Origin of the sequence: Sphingomonas sp. YR710 (assembly GCF_900101455.1) — a bacterium.
Classification (GTDB): domain Bacteria; phylum Pseudomonadota; class Alphaproteobacteria; order Sphingomonadales; family Sphingomonadaceae; genus Rhizorhabdus.
The window spans coordinates 185,386-200,005 of record NZ_FMZJ01000008.1 but is presented as its reverse complement, the minus strand read 5'-3'; the positions used below and the strand labels follow the sequence as shown (position 1 = coordinate 200,005).

Annotated in this window: 11 protein-coding genes and 1 tRNA gene; 2 read left to right on the top strand and 10 right to left on the bottom strand. The window is 61.9% G+C overall.

Annotation, left to right across the window (positions count from 1 at the left end):
• Positions 1-221: 221 nt before the first annotated feature.
• Both rpoC and rpoB read right to left on the bottom strand, forming a co-directional pair.
• Positions 222-4,475, bottom strand: a complete 4,254-nt coding sequence (rpoC, locus tag BLS13_RS11710; protein ID WP_093452278.1) for a DNA-directed RNA polymerase subunit beta' — start codon at positions 4,473-4,475, stop codon at positions 222-224.
• Between the two features lie 150 nt (positions 4,476-4,625).
• Positions 4,626-8,768 carry a DNA-directed RNA polymerase subunit beta gene (rpoB, locus tag BLS13_RS11705; protein WP_093452276.1) on the bottom strand — a complete coding sequence of 1,381 codons (4,143 nt, stop codon included), beginning with the start codon at positions 8,766-8,768 and terminating at the stop codon, positions 4,626-4,628.
• 369 nt (positions 8,769-9,137) lie between these two features.
• Between rpoB and BLS13_RS11700 the strand changes: the two genes are divergently transcribed.
• Entirely contained in the window at positions 9,138-9,545 is a 408-nt protein-coding gene (locus BLS13_RS11700) for an endonuclease domain-containing protein (RefSeq protein ID WP_093452274.1), read from the top strand.
• A 67-nt stretch (positions 9,546-9,612) separates the two neighbouring features.
• On the opposite strand, the gene rplL is transcribed toward BLS13_RS11700, so the two are convergent.
• The 7 genes from rplL to BLS13_RS11665 all read right to left on the bottom strand — a co-directional run bounded on the left by rplL (position 9,613) and on the right by BLS13_RS11665 (position 13,047).
• Complete coding sequence (gene rplL / locus BLS13_RS11695) at positions 9,613-9,987, bottom strand: 50S ribosomal protein L7/L12 (protein WP_093452272.1); 375 nt, start codon at positions 9,985-9,987, stop codon at positions 9,613-9,615.
• Between the two features lie 58 nt (positions 9,988-10,045).
• Complete coding sequence (gene rplJ, locus BLS13_RS11690; protein ID WP_093452270.1) at positions 10,046-10,573, bottom strand: 50S ribosomal protein L10; 528 nt, start codon at positions 10,571-10,573, stop codon at positions 10,046-10,048.
• 265 nt (positions 10,574-10,838) lie between these two features.
• Positions 10,839-11,534 (bottom strand): 50S ribosomal protein L1, encoded by a 696-nt coding sequence (gene rplA / locus BLS13_RS11685; protein ID WP_093452268.1) that lies wholly within the window; start codon positions 11,532-11,534, stop codon positions 10,839-10,841.
• A 4-nt stretch (positions 11,535-11,538) separates the two neighbouring features.
• The gene (rplK, locus tag BLS13_RS11680; RefSeq protein WP_037526157.1) at positions 11,539-11,970 is read right to left on the bottom strand and encodes a 50S ribosomal protein L11; all 432 of its coding nucleotides are present in this window, start codon (positions 11,968-11,970) and stop codon (positions 11,539-11,541) included.
• Between the two features lie 86 nt (positions 11,971-12,056).
• Positions 12,057-12,596, bottom strand: a complete 540-nt coding sequence (gene nusG / locus BLS13_RS11675; protein WP_037526245.1) for a transcription termination/antitermination protein NusG — start codon at positions 12,594-12,596, stop codon at positions 12,057-12,059.
• A gap of 22 nt (positions 12,597-12,618) precedes the next feature.
• Complete coding sequence (gene secE / locus BLS13_RS11670; protein WP_093452322.1) at positions 12,619-12,816, bottom strand: preprotein translocase subunit SecE; 198 nt, start codon at positions 12,814-12,816, stop codon at positions 12,619-12,621.
• A 155-nt stretch (positions 12,817-12,971) separates the two neighbouring features.
• Positions 12,972-13,047: transfer RNA gene (locus BLS13_RS11665), tRNA-Trp, on the bottom strand.
• Between the two features lie 160 nt (positions 13,048-13,207).
• On the opposite strand from BLS13_RS11665, the gene BLS13_RS11660 reads away from it, so the two are divergent.
• Complete coding sequence (locus BLS13_RS11660) at positions 13,208-13,552, top strand: hypothetical protein (protein ID WP_093452320.1); 345 nt, start codon at positions 13,208-13,210, stop codon at positions 13,550-13,552.
• On the opposite strand, the gene BLS13_RS11655 is transcribed toward BLS13_RS11660, so the two are convergent.
• Positions 13,549-14,607 carry a DUF3667 domain-containing protein gene (locus BLS13_RS11655; RefSeq protein WP_176943554.1) on the bottom strand — a complete coding sequence of 353 codons (1,059 nt, stop codon included), beginning with the start codon at positions 14,605-14,607 and terminating at the stop codon, positions 13,549-13,551. The two genes, BLS13_RS11660 and BLS13_RS11655, sit on opposite strands and share 4 nt — an antisense overlap.
• Between the last annotated feature and the right edge of the window lie 13 nt (positions 14,608-14,620).

The window sequence follows — 14,620 nt, the reverse complement described above, 5'->3', positions numbered from 1 at the left end:
TAAGGGCTGGCCTCCAAACCCAGCCCAAAGCTTGAATCACATCCAGGCCGCTTTGGGAATCCACCCTCGATTCAAGCTATTCACAGTGCGCTCTAGCAGAAATTTGGGGGCGGCGCGAAGGATATGTTGCGCCGCACAATCGAGCATCGCGAAGCCCAGCCAAAAACAAAACCCCGCCGGATCGCTCCGGCGGGGTTTCATTTACATCAGCCTATCGAACCTCAGATCGCTTCGGCATCCGTGCCATGGCTTTCGCCGACGACCGCGCCCAGCGCATCGTCACCGGTATCGGCTTCGATCGGCTGACGCAGTTCGGCTGCTCGCTCCTCGGCCGCGGACTGCGGCGCGATCAGCGATTCCTGCCAATTGCGCTGCTGCACGCGGAGCGCAGCGTCGCGGCTGGAGGCGGTGACGCGCAGGCGGCTCATGCCGGCGCCGGTGCCCGCCGGGATCAGCCGGCCGACGATGACGTTTTCCTTCAGGCCCGTCAGCGTGTCGATCTTGCCCTGCACCGAAGCCTCGGTGAGAACGCGGGTCGTTTCCTGGAAGGACGCCGCCGAGATGAAGCTGCGGGTCTGCAGCGACGCCTTGGTGATGCCCAGCAGAATCGGCTTGCCCGTGGCGGGCTCGCGACCTTCGGCGACGGCCTTGGCGTTCAGCTCGTCCATTTCCTCACGGTCGACCTGCTCGCCGGCCAGCAAAGTGGTATCGCCGCCGAACGTGATCTCAACCTTCTGCAGCATCTGACGAACGATCGTCTCGATGTGCTTGTCGTTGATCTTCACGCCCTGGAGTCGATAGACTTCCTGGATTTCCGACACGAGATATTCGGCGAGCGGCTCGATGCCGAGCACCTCGAGAATATCGTGCGGATCGGGTGAACCGCCGATCAGATTATCGCCGCGCTTGACGTAGTCGCCTTCCTGAACGTCGATCACCTTCGACTTCGGCACCAGATATTCGACGGCGTCCGATCCGTCGTCCGGGCGGATGATGATCTTGCGCTTGGCCTTATAGTCCTTGCCGAATTCGACACGGCCCGAGACCTTGGCGATGATCGCATTTTCCTTCGGCTTGCGCGCTTCGAACAGTTCGGCAACGCGCGGCAGACCGCCGGTGATGTCGCGGGTCTTGGCGGACTCGCGGCTGACACGGGCGAGCACTTCACCCGCCTGCACCGTCTGACCGTCCTCGACCGAAAGCATCGCACCCGGCGCCAGCATGTAGCGCGCGGTTTCACCCGAGCTTTCGTCAAGCAGGGTCAGGCGCGGACGAAGATCCTCCTTGCGGCTGGTGACGCGATATTCGATCACGACCTTCTGGCTGATGCCGGTGGCTTCGTCGGTCTGCTCGGTCAGGGTCTGGTTCTCGATCAGATCCTGGTACTTCACCACGCCGCCGGTTTCCGTAATCACCGGCATGGTGAACGGATCCCATTCGGCGATGCGATCGCCCTTGGTGACGATCGCCTGGTCTTCGAGCAGCAGATAAGCACCATAAGGGAGGCGGTGCACCGAGCGCTCACGACCTTCGCTGTCGATGATCGCCAGTTCGCCATTGCGGCTGAGCGACACACGCCGGCCGCGATGATCGGTGATCGTGCGCAGTTCGCGATATTCGATCTTGCCGTCCGCGATCGCCTCGAGGTTCGACTGCTCGTTGATCTGCGCCGCGCCGCCGATGTGGAAGGTCCGCATCGTCAGCTGGGTGCCCGGTTCACCGATCGACTGCGCCGCGATGACGCCGACCGCTTCGCCGATGTTCACCGGCGTACCACGGGCGAGATCACGCCCGTAGCAGGCCGCGCAGACGCCGCCCTTCGATTCGCACACCAGCGGCGAGCGGATCTTGACGCCGAGGATGCCGATGCTCTCGATCAGCGTGATATGCGCTTCGTCGAGCAAGGTGCCCTCGTGGATCGCGACCTGATTGGTCTTCGAATCGACGATGTCCTCGGCCGTGGTGCGGCCCAGGATGCGCTCGCCCAGCGACGCGATGGTCGCGCCGCCCTGAACGATCGCCTTCATGTCGAGCGCGCGCTCGGTGCCGCAATCGAGTTCGACGACGACGCAATCCTGCGACACGTCGACCAGACGGCGGGTGAGATATCCCGAGTTCGCGGTCTTCAACGCCGTATCCGCGAGGCCCTTGCGGGCGCCGTGGGTGGAGTTGAAATATTCGAGGACGGTCAGGCCTTCCTTGAAGTTCGAGATGATCGGCGTCTCGATGATCTCGCCCGACGGCTTGGCCATCAGGCCGCGCATGCCGGCAAGCTGCTTGATCTGCGCCGCCGAGCCACGGGCACCCGAATGCGCCATCATGTAGATCGCGTTGATCGGGGCTTCGCGGCCGTTGGGCAGCTTCTTGACCGCCTGGATCTCCTTCATCATCTCGGCCGCAACACGGTCGCCGCAACGCGACCAGGCATCGATCACCTTGTTATACTTTTCCTGCTGGGTGATCAGGCCGTCCTGATATTGCTGCTCGAAATCCTTGACGAGGCCCTTGGTCTCATCGACCAGCGGCACCTTCGAGTCCGGAATGATCATGTCGTCCTTGCCGAACGAGATACCGGCCTGGAACGCGTGGCGGAAGCCGAGCGACATGATCGCGTCCGCGAACAGCACGGTCTCCTTCTGGCCGGTGTGGCGATAGACGATGTCGATGACGTCGCCGATCTCCTTCTTGGTCAGCAAGCGGTTGATCGTCTCGAACGGAACCTTGTGGCTCTTCGGCAGGGTTTCGCCCAGCAGCATACGGCCGGGCGTGGTTTCCACCCGCTTCATATACTGCTTACCGTCTTCGTCGGTCTGGGGCACGCGGGTGATGACCTTGGTGTGCAGGGTCACCGCCTTGGCGGCGATTGCATGATGCACTTCCTGCATGTCGGACATCAGCATGCCCTCGCCGGGCTCGCCTTCCTTGAGCATCGACAGATAATAGAGACCCAACACCATGTCCTGCGACGGCACGATGATCGGCTTGCCGTTCGCGGGCGACAGGATGTTGTTGGTCGACATCATCAGCACGCGCGCTTCCAGCTGCGCTTCGAGCGACAGCGGAACATGGACGGCCATCTGATCGCCGTCGAAGTCGGCGTTGAACGCCGAGCAGACCAGCGGGTGAAGCTGGATCGCCTTGCCCTCGATCAGCACCGGCTCGAATGCCTGGATGCCGAGACGGTGGAGCGTCGGCGCGCGGTTCAGAAGCACCGGATGCTCGCGGATCACCTCGTCGAGGATGTCCCAGACTTCCTTGCGCTCCTTCTCGACCCACTTCTTCGCCTGCTTGAGGGTCATCGACAGACCCTTGGCATCGAGGCGGGCGTAGATGAACGGCTTGAACAGCTCGAGCGCCATCTTCTTCGGCAGGCCGCACTGGTGAAGCTTGAGCTCCGGACCGGTGACGATGACTGAACGGCCCGAATAGTCGACGCGCTTGCCGAGCAGATTCTGGCGGAAGCGGCCCTGCTTGCCCTTGAGCATGTCGGACAGCGACTTGAGCGGACGCTTGTTGGCGCCCGTGATCGTGCGACCGCGACGACCGTTATCGAACAGAGCGTCGACGGACTCCTGCAGCATGCGCTTTTCATTGCGGACGATGATGTCCGGCGCGCGCAGCTCCATGAGGCGCTTGAGGCGGTTGTTACGGTTGATCACGCGGCGATAAAGATCGTTGAGATCCGACGTCGCGAAGCGACCGCCGTCGAGCGGCACCAGCGGGCGCAGCTCGGGCGGAATGACGGGGACGACTTCGAGGATCATCCATTCGGGGCGGTTGCCCGAATCGATGAAGCTCTCGACGACCTTCAGCCGCTTGATGATCTTCTTGGGCTTCAGCTCGGACTTGGTCTCGGCAAGTTCCTTGAGCAGTTCCTCGCGCTCGCCGACCAGATCGAGGTCTTCGAGCATGCGGCGGACCGCCTCGGCGCCGATGCCGGCGGAGAAGGCGTCTTCACCGTACTGGTCCTGCGCTTCGAGCAGCTCGTCTTCGGTCAGCAGCTGATATTTGTCGAGCGCGGTCAGGCCGGGCTCGATCACGATATAGGCTTCGAAATAGAGCACGCGCTCGAGCTGCTTGAGCTGCATGTCGAGCAGCAGGCCGATGCGCGATGGCAGCGACTTCAGGAACCAGATGTGCGCGACCGGAGCGGCGAGCTCGATATGGCCCATCCGCTCGCGGCGAACCTTCGAGACGGTAACCTCGACGCCGCACTTCTCGCAGACGATGCCCTTATACTTCATCCGCTTATACTTGCCGCACAGGCACTCGTAATCCTTGATCGGACCGAAGATGCGCGCGCAGAACAGGCCGTCACGCTCGGGCTTGAACGTGCGATAGTTGATGGTTTCCGGCTTCTTGATCTCACCGAAGGACCAGGAGCGGATGCGCTCGGGCGATGCGATGCCGATCTGAATCTGGTCGAAGGTTTCCGGCTTCGCCATCGGATTCGCGAAATTGGTCAGTTCGTTCATAGTCCCGCTTCCTTTCTAGGCCCTCTCCCGCTTGCGGGAGAGGAGGGGCCCACCGCCTTGGCGGTGGGAGGTGAGGGTCTTCTTCGTTGAAGAAGAAAGAAGACCCTCATCCAACCTTCTCCCGCAAGCGGGAGAAGGCTCTGTTGTTTGTTACTCGGCTGCTTCGGCCAAACCGGTCTTGTCCTCGATCGCCGAAAGCTCGACGTTGAGGCCCAGCGACCGCATTTCCTTGACGAGCACGTTGAAGCTCTCCGGAATGCCGGCCTCGAAGGTATCGTCACCCTTGACGATCGCCTCATAGACCTTGGTGCGACCGACGACGTCATCGGACTTCACCGTCAGCATTTCCTGCAAGGTGTACGCCGCGCCATAAGCCTGCAGCGCCCACACTTCCATTTCACCGAAGCGCTGGCCACCGAACTGCGCCTTACCGCCCAGCGGCTGCTGGGTGACGAGGCTGTACGGCCCGATCGAACGTGCATGGATCTTGTCGTCGACCAGATGGTGGAGCTTCAGCATATAGATGTAGCCCACCGTGACCTTGCGATCGAACTCCTCACCGGTGCGTCCGTCGAACAGTTCGACCTGGCCCGAGGTGTTGAGCCCGGCAAGCGTCAGCATCTGCGAAACATCGGCCTCGCGGGCGCCATCGAACACCGGCGTTGCCATCGGCACGCCGTTCTTCAGCAACCGCGCCATCTCGACGATCTGATCGGGCGTCCGTGCGTCGATCTCGGCGTGATACTGCTCGCCATAGACCGTCTTGAGACGATCGATCACCACCTGGGGCGCCAGGCCAGGTTCCGGATTCGGATTGGCTTCGCGCCACCCTTCCAGAGCCTCGGTGATCTGCTTGCCCAGACCGCGCGATGCCCAGCCCAGATGCGTTTCGAAGATCTGGCCGACGTTCATGCGCGACGGCACGCCCAGCGGGTTCAGCACGATATCGACCGGCGTCCCGTCGGCAAGGAACGGCATGTCCTCGTTCGGCAGAATGCGGCTGATCACGCCCTTATTGCCGTGACGGCCGGCCATCTTGTCGCCTGGCTGCAGCTTGCGCTTCACCGCAACGAACACCTTGACCATCTTGAGCACGCCCGGGGGCAGCTCGTCGCCGCGTTGGAGCTTCTCGACACGATCCTCGAACTTCTTGACGATCAGGCTGACGGCTTCGTCATACTGCGCCTTGACCGCTTCCAGATCGCTCTGGCGCGCATCGTCGGCGACCGCGAACTTCCACCATTCGCGACGCTCGACCGTTTCCAGCAGGTCGTCGTCGATCGTGGCACCCTTGCGGACGCCCTTCGGTGCGGCGGTCGCAACCTGGCCGAGCAGCATTTCGCGCAGACGCGCAAAGTTGGCACGGTTCAGGATCGCGCGTTCGTCCTCGCGGTCCTTGGTCAGCCGATCGATCTCTTCGCGCTCGATCGCCATCGCGCGCTCGTCCTTGTCGATGCCGTGACGGTTGAACACCCGGACGTCGACGACGGTGCCCGAAACACCCGGCGGCAGGCGCAGCGACGTATCGCGCACGTCCGACGCCTTTTCACCGAAGATCGCGCGGAGGAGCTTTTCCTCGGGCGTCATCGGGCTTTCGCCCTTCGGCGTGATCTTGCCGCACAGGATGTCGCCCGGCTCAACCTCGGCCCCGATATAGACGATGCCGGCCTCGTCAAGGTTGCGCAGGGCTTCCTCGCCGACGTTCGGGATATCGCGGGTGATGTCTTCCGGCCCGAGCTTGGTGTCGCGCGCCATCACTTCGAACTCGTCGATGTGGATGGAGGTGAACACGTCGTCCTTCACGATCCGTTCGGAAATGAGGATCGAATCCTCATAATTATAGCCGTTCCAGGGCATGAACGCGACCAGCACATTGCGGCCGAGCGCGAGTTCACCGAACTCGGTCGAAGGACCGTCGGCGATGATGTCGCCGGCCTCGACCACTTCGCCGACCTTCACCAGCGGACGCTGGTTGATACAGGTCGACTGGTTCGAGCGCTGGAACTTCATCAGCGTGTAGATGTCGACGCCCGACTTGCCGGCATCGATATCGCCCGAAGCGCGGATCACGATACGGGTCGCATCGACCTGATCGACGATACCCGCCCGACGGGCGCCGATCGCGGCACCCGAATCGCGCGCAACCGTCTCTTCCATGCCGGTGCCCACGAACGGGGCCTCGGCGCGGACGAGCGGCACCGCCTGCCGCTGCATGTTCGATCCCATCAGCGCGCGGTTGGCGTCATCGTTTTCCAGGAACGGGATCAGCGATGCCGCCACCGACACGAGCTGCTTCGGACTCACGTCCATCAGCGTGATCTGATCGCGCGGGGCGATCAGGAATTCGCCGGCTTCGCGCGACGAAATCAGATCCTCGACGAACCGGCCTTCGCTGTCGAGCTCGGCATTGGCCTGCGCGATCGTGTGCTTGGCCTCTTCCATCGCCGACAGATAGACGACGTCATCGGTGACCTTGTGATCGACAACCTTCCGATACGGCGTCTCGATGAAGCCGTACTTGTTGACCCGGCTGAACGACGCCAGCGAGTTGATCAGACCGATGTTCGGGCCTTCCGGCGTTTCGATCGGGCAGATACGGCCATAATGGGTCGGGTGAACGTCGCGGACTTCGAAGCCCGCGCGCTCGCGCGTCAGACCGCCCGGCCCGAGCGCCGACACGCGACGCTTGTGGGTAACTTCGGACAGCGGGTTGGTCTGATCCATGAACTGCGACAGCTGCGACGAGCCGAAGAATTCGCGGACCGCGGCCACTGCCGGCTTGGCGTTGATCAGGTCGTTCGGCATTGCCGTCGACACGTCGACCGACGACATACGCTCCTTGACCGCACGCTCCATGCGCAGCAGGCCGACGCGATACTGGTTTTCCAGAAGCTCGCCCACCGAACGCACGCGGCGGTTGCCGAGATTGTCGATATCGTCGATCTCGCCCTTGCCGTCCTTCAGATCGACGAGCGTCTTGACGACAGCCAGGATATCCTCGCCGCGCAAGGTCGTGATCGTGTCTTCGACATCGAGCTCGAGGCGCATGTTGAGCTTGACGCGGCCGACGGCCGACAGGTCATAGCGTTCCGGATCGAAGAACAGGCCGGAGAACAGAGCCTCGGCCGTTTCCTTCGTCGGCGGTTCGCCAGGACGCATCACGCGATAGATTTCGGACAGCGCATGATCGCGCTCCTCGACCTTGTCGGCCTTCAGCGTGTTGCGGATCCACGGACCGGTCGAGACATGATCGATATCGAGCAGTTCGATATGATCGATCCCGGCCTTATCGAGCAGTTCGAGATTTTCGGGCGAAACCTCGTCACCGGCCTCGATGTAGATGCGGCCGGTGCTCTCGTCGATCAGGTCCAGCGCCGAATAGCGGCCGAAGATCTGGTCGGTGGGGATCAGCAGCGTGGTGAGGCCATCCTTGCCGGCCTTGTTGGCGGCACGCGGACTGATCTTGGTGCCGGCCGGGAATACGACTTCGCCGGTCTCGCCGTTGACGACATCGAACTGCGGCTTCTGGCCACGCCAGTTCTCCGACAGGTACGGAACCTTCCAGCCGCCATCGCCGCGGACATAGGTCGCGGTTTTGTAGAAATGGTTGAGAATTTCCTCGCCATTCAGGCCCAGCGCATAGAGCAGCGTCGTGACCGGCAGCTTGCGCTTGCGATCGATGCGGACGTTGACGATGTCCTTGGCGTCGAATTCGAAATCGAGCCACGAACCGCGATACGGAATCACGCGGGCAGCGAACAGATATTTGCCCGACGAATGGGTCTTGCCACGATCATGATCGAACAGCACACCCGGCGAACGGTGCATCTGGCTGACGATCACGCGCTCGGTGCCGTTGACGATGAACGTACCGTTCTGCGTCATGAGCGGCATGTCGCCCATGTAGACGTCCTGCTCCTTGATATCGAGCACCGAACGGGTTTCGGTATCGGGATCGACCTCGAACACAATGAGGCGGAGCGTCACGCGCATCGGCGCCGCATAGGTCATGCCGCGATGACGGCATTCCTCAGTGTCGTACTTGGGATCTTCGAGTTCATACTGGACGAAATCGAGTTCGGCGGTGCCGGCGAAGTCGCGGATCGGGAAAACCGACCGCAGCGTCTTTTCAAGCCCCGAAACATAGCCATCGGCCGGGCGCGAGCGCAGGAAATGCTCATAGCTTTCACGCTGCACCTCGATGAGGTTCGGCATCTGCACGACTTCGTGAATATTTCCGAAGACCTTGCGGATGCGCTTCTTGGCGGTTGTCGGAACTGCCTGGGTTGCCATTAAATCGTCCCTCGCATCGTCAAAAAAAGTCCGCCTCGCAGCGGGATCGCGGCCGATTCGCAGGACAAGTCCCACGAAAAAAAGTGCGGGTCCGGGCCTTCGGAACCGCACTGCCTGCGTTTGGTGAAACCCTTGAAATCCTTCTCCAATTCGTCGCGTCCCGTTCGCAAGGCGGGCCGTGTCCCGGAGAGGCAAGGGCGGCGCTCCCTTTTAACGGGCGAGCATCTGCCGATGTCTGTAGATGGCGCTATATAGTTAGCGTGCCCTTCGAAGGGAAGCCCCCTTCTACTCCCCTTTTTTGCTCCCCTCCCTGCAAGGGAGGGGTTGGGGGTGGGTAGCGAGCGCCAGCGAGCATGCTACGCTGTGGAAATGAAACGTGTTGCCGAACACATGACCGCCAACGCCCGCGCACTCCGCAACGGCACGACCAGGACGGAACGCGATCTCTGGCACGCCCTATCTCGCTACCGGCCGAAATTCACGCGCCAGTTGCCCATTGGACCTTACATTATCGATTTCGCCTGCCGCGAGGCGAAGCTGGCGATCGAACTGGACGGAAGCCAGCATCTCGACACAACTGCATATGATGAGCGGCGCTCGGATTACCTCGCCAGCCTCGGCTGGAAAGTCATCCGCTACTGGAACGGTGACATCATCGAGAACCTTGACGGTGTCGTCCAACAAATCCTCTCGGAAGCCGCCGAGTGCCTCGGCGGCACCCACCCCCAGCCCCTCCCTGCAAGCAGGGAGGGGAGGAGGAGAAGAAACGGCAAATAGAAAAAGGCGACCTCCTTTCGGAAGCCGCCCCTTTCGATCCGATCGCCCCGAGGGGCAACCAAAAAGCTTACTTGAGTTCGACGGTCGCGCCGGCTTCCTCGAGCTGCTTCTTGATCTTCTCGGCTTCGTCCTTGCTGATGCCTTCCTTGACGGCCTTCGGAGCCGACTCGACCAGCGTCTTGGCTTCGGTCAGGCCGAGGCCGGTGATCACGCGAACTTCCTTGATCACGTTGATCTTCTTGCCACCGTCGCCGGTCAGGATGACGTCGAATTCGGTCTTCTCTTCGGCAGCCGGAGCGGCTGCGCCGGCACCGGCAGGTGCTACTGCAACAGCGGCAGCAGCGGAAACGCCCCACTTCTCTTCGAGGAGCTTGGAAAGCTCCGCGGCTTCGAGAACGGTCAGGGCCGAAAGGTCGTCAACAAGCTTCTGAAGGTCTGCCATTTTAAGTCTCCATGCGGGCGATCACGCCCAATATGTTTCAGTCAGTTGATATCGAAGATCAGGCGGCTTCCGCCGTCTCGTCCTTCGCCGCATAAGCGGCGAGTACCCGCGCAAGCTGGCCGGCCGGAGCCTGAACGATCTGGACGATCTTGGTCGCGGGCGCCTGTACGAGGCCCACGATCTTGGCGCGCAGTTCGTCGAGCGACGGCAGCTCGGCCAGCGCCTTCACGCCGGCCACGTCGAGGACCGTGTCACCCATCGCGCCGCCGACGATTTCCAACTTGTCGTTGGTCTTCGCGAAATCCACGATGACCTTGGCAGGTGCAACGGGATCGACAGACGTGCTGAGTGCGGTCGGGCCTACGAGCAAGTCATGCAGACTGCTGTAGGTCGTGCCCTCGACGGCAATGCGGGCGAGCTTGTTCTTCGATACCTTGTAGCTGGCACCGGCTTCGCGCATCTTCGTACGGAGCACAGTGGACTGTGCGACCGTAAGCCCAAGATTGCGGGTGATGATCACCACGCTGGTCTTGGAGAAGCTGCTCTTCAGATCGGCGACCAGCTCGGCTTTTTGAGCTCGATCCATGCCTTACTCCTTAGAACACCCGGCAGAACATCTGCCGGGCTGTTGAGCCACGGGACCGATACGCCGTCCCATGACCCGTCCGAGGGGTCGGTCGCCTGACTGAAAGACTCGTGGAGCCTTCTGGCAGACCCGGGCCATCCGAAGATGGAACCCGGAAAACTTTTCCCCGTCTTGGCAGGACATTAAGCCGGGCGGATTCCCGGCACCTGCTGTCTCGGACGGTACTATTCCCCTCCCCCGCGCAGGCGGGAGAGGGGGAATTCGGTTACGCCGAAATCTCGGCGACATCGACCTTGACGCCAGGGCCCATCGACGAGCTCAGGGCGACCTTCTGGAGGTACTTGCCCTTGGCGCCCGCCGGCTTGGCCTTGACGATCGCATCGACGAACGCGTCGAAATTCGCGCGCAGGTCGGCGGCCGGGAAGCTGGCCTTGCCGATGCCGCTGTGGATGATGCCGGCCTTCTCGACGCGGAACTCGACCTGACCGCCCTTGGCGGCCTTGACGGCCTCACCGACGTTCATGGTCACGGTGCCCAGCTTCGGGTTCGGCATCAGGCCCTTCGGACCCAGGATCTTGCCGAGACGGCCGACGATTCCCATCATGTCCGGGGTCGCAATGCAGCGATCGAAATCGACCGTGCCACCCTGGATGGTTTCGAGCAGGTCTTCGGCACCGACGACTTCGGCGCCAGCGGCGCGGGCTTCGTCAGCTTTGGCGCCACGGGCGAACACGCCGACGCGAACGTCCTTGCCGGTGCCCTTGGGCAGCGTGACGACGCCGCGGACCATCTGGTCAGCGTGACGCGGATCGACGCCGAGGTTCAGCGCGACTTCGATCGTCTCGTCAAACTTGGCGGTGGCATTCTTCTGCGCCAGCGCGATCGCTTCGTCGATCGCATGCAGCTTCAGCGGGTTGACCGCCGCGGCCATGGCTTTCGCCTTCTTGCTCAGCTTTGCCATGATATCAGCCCTCCACCACTTCGAGGCCCATCGCGCGGGCAGAGCCTTCGATGATGCGGGTTGCCGCCTCGAGATCGTTGGCGTTGAGATCCTTCATCTTCGCGGTCGCGACTTCGGCGAGCTGCGAACGCTTGATCTTGCCCGCGACCAGCTTGCCCGGCTCCTTCGAACCCGACTTCAGGCCGGCGGCCTTCTTGAGCAGATAGGTTGCCGGCGGCGTCTTGGTGACGAAGCTGAACGAACGGTCCGCATAGACCGTGATGACGGTCGGCAGCGGGGTACCTACATCATGATCGCCGGTCGACGCATTGAACGCCTTGCAGAATTCCATGATGTTCACGCCGCGCTGACCCAGCGCAGGGCCGATCGGCGGCGACGGATTGGCCTTTCCGGCCGGAACCTGGAGCTTGATATAGCCCGTAATCTTCTTTGCCATTACTCTTCACCCTTCAAGGTTTAGCGGTCCATGCGGCTTCCCGAAGGTCGCCTCCCGCAACATTCCCCGGCCAAAGCCGGAAAAACTCATTTCATTCGTTCGACCTGCTCGAACTCGAGCTCGACCGGGGTTGCGCGACCGAAGATCGATACCGACACCTTCACGCGACTGCGGTCGAAGTCCAGTTCCTCGACGACGCCGTTGAAGCTGGCGAACGGACCGTCCAGCACCTTCACCTGGTCGCCGATCTCGTAATCGACCTTCAGCTTCGCCTTCGGCGCAGCCGCTGCGGCTTCATCCTTGGTATTCAGGATGCGCGCGGCCTCGGCTTCGGTGATCGGCTGGGGCTTGCCCATCGACCCCAGAAAGCCCGTTACCTTCGGCGTGTTCTTCACCAGGTGATAGACATCGTCGTTCATGCTCAGCTTCGCCAGCACATAGCCGGGGAAGAATTTGCGATCGGACGTAATCTTCTTGCCACGGCGAACTTCGGTGATCTTCTCGGTCGGAACCTCGACGGCTTCGACCAACGCTTCCAGCCCGAGGCGGGTCGCGTCCGAAAGGATCGCTTCCTTCACCTTGTTCTCGAAGCCCGAATAGGCGTGAATGATGTACCAACGCGCCATGAACGCCATCGTCTCCGTTTAATCAGTTCAGCATCGACAGGAGCAACCGGACGATCCGGCTGAAAATCTGATCGATACCGAAGAAGAATACCCCCAGCAGCATCGTCATGATCCCCACCATGATGGTGGTCGTCACGGTTTCCTTGCGGGTTGGCCAAACGATTTTCCGTCGTTCTGCCTGCACCTGCTTCCAGAATTCGCCGGGTGAAGTCTTCGCCACGCCCAAACCTTTTCAATCGAAGCCCGACGAATCGGACCTCGTGATAACCCAAAAACACGACATGAGGCCATGTTCCGCTTCAGCCTTCCGGCCGGCGGACCAGACCTCATCTCACACTCGACCCCGTCGGCCTTAACCCGTCATCCCCGAAAGGATGGCAGGAGTGGGGGGACTCGAACCCACGGCCCTCGGTTTTGGAGACCGATGCTCTACCAACTGAGCTACACTCCTCCGGCGCCGAGACGCGGGCACATAGCGAGGGGGGCAGACTAAGGCAAGGGGCGAGTAACGCCGACACGAAGATCCGCGCGATCATCTTATGCCCGATGATCATGGGCTGCCGCGCCCATCCGCGGGTGACAGCCGCCGCAGGAATGGTATGCTGTGCCCCATGAGACCGCTCCTCGCCTCGCTGCTTCTTATTGTCACGTCGTCGGCCGTGGCCACCGTACCGGCCGCGCAAAATTATAGCGACCAGGTGGCGAAGCTGTCGGACATCCAACAACGGGCCGTGATGCGGCGCGCGATTCTCGATGGCGGGCAATATTGCCGGCAAGTGCTCTCCACCCACCGACAGGGGCCTTACAAAAATCTGGTGATGTGGACCGCCCATTGCGCCAAGGGCGGCGACTATGCCGTCTATATCGGCCCCGACGGATCGGCCCAGGTGCGGCCATGCGCCGACCTCGCCAAGCTCAAGCTGCCGGTTTGCCAGCTGCCGCCTGCCCGGCCCTAGTGAGCGCCCACGGTTACCAGGAAGATGAAGAAGATCAGCGCCGACGTGTAAGCTGATATGACCAGCGCCACCATGCGCCACGCCGCGCGGAACCGGCCAAGGCTATAGGCCTCCTTCAACTGGCGATACATGTGCCACGGCGGGAAGAAAAAGAGGATGAGCCAGACGAGAGCCTGAGGGACGCCGATTGCGGCGGCGATGCTCAGGATGGCCACCGTCAGGGTCATCGCCGACAGCGAATAGGTCGCGAAGATCGCATGGTCGTACATGCCGACGTCGCGCCGGAACATGAACAGCATCCAGATGAACGGCAGCGAGATCGGAATCAATGCCCAGGAAAATTTATAGGCGCTCGACTGCAGTTTATACGCCATCAGCCCCGGATTTTCCTTGGCGTGGCTGAGGATTCGATCGATCTGCTCGATGCGCGAACTCGGCACGAAATTGACGGCTGCCGCTCCCGGAGCCTTGCCGTCCGCCACGATCGCGAGGCCGGCCATCTCGCCGCGAAGGTCCGATAGCTCCTCGTCAATATCCTCGGTCGATTTCGCGGCGGCCACGGCCGCGGCGCGGCGTGCGAGTAATTTGGTCAGTTGGTCATTATCCTTGACCAGCTCCCGTTTTGCGTCGGCTCGGGCATCAGCTGTGGCGGGCCTTGCTTGATGGCCGGTCGGCCCGCCCACCCAGGAAAAGGTCGCCGCCATCAGGAAGACCGAGAACAGGAACAACGCCATCGGGGACACGAACTTCACACGCTCGCCCTGCACATAGCGGCGGGTCAGGTCGCCCGGATGCCAGAACAGCATCGGTAATGTGTGCCAGGTACGCCCTTCGAAGTGGAACACCCCGTGGGCAATGTCGTGGAACAGGGCCATCGCCGTACGATGGACATGGCCCGATTGCCCGCATCGATGGCAATGCGCGCCCATCAGTTGCGCGCCGCAGTTCAGGCAGGCGCTACCTTCGACATGATCGTGCGCACCGGCGCCAGCGATCGCGCGCGCGGCCAATGTCCCGGTGGCGACATCGGCGATTGCTTCGAATTCCCCAGTCATGGGGCTGATAGCT

Coding starts and splice junctions, on each gene's coding strand:
- rplA (WP_093452268.1), bottom strand. CDS start 11,534: ATGGCAAAGCTGAGCAAGAAGGCGAAAGCCATGGCCGCGGCGGTCAAC.
- rplK (WP_037526157.1), bottom strand. CDS start 11,970: ATGGCAAAGAAGATTACGGGCTATATCAAGCTCCAGGTTCCGGCCGGA.
- BLS13_RS11655 (WP_176943554.1), bottom strand. CDS start 14,607: ATGACTGGGGAATTCGAAGCAATCGCCGATGTCGCCACCGGGACATTG.
- rplJ (WP_093452270.1), bottom strand. CDS start 10,573: ATGGATCGAGCTCAAAAAGCCGAGCTGGTCGCCGATCTGAAGAGCAGC.
- rplL (WP_093452272.1), bottom strand. CDS start 9,987: ATGGCAGACCTTCAGAAGCTTGTTGACGACCTTTCGGCCCTGACCGTT.
- rpoB (WP_093452276.1), bottom strand. CDS start 8,768: ATGGCAACCCAGGCAGTTCCGACAACCGCCAAGAAGCGCATCCGCAAG.
- BLS13_RS11700 (WP_093452274.1), top strand. CDS start 9,138: ATGAAACGTGTTGCCGAACACATGACCGCCAACGCCCGCGCACTCCGC.
- BLS13_RS11660 (WP_093452320.1), top strand. CDS start 13,208: ATGAGACCGCTCCTCGCCTCGCTGCTTCTTATTGTCACGTCGTCGGCC.
- rpoC (WP_093452278.1), bottom strand. CDS start 4,475: ATGAACGAACTGACCAATTTCGCGAATCCGATGGCGAAGCCGGAAACC.
- nusG (WP_037526245.1), bottom strand. CDS start 12,596: ATGGCGCGTTGGTACATCATTCACGCCTATTCGGGCTTCGAGAACAAG.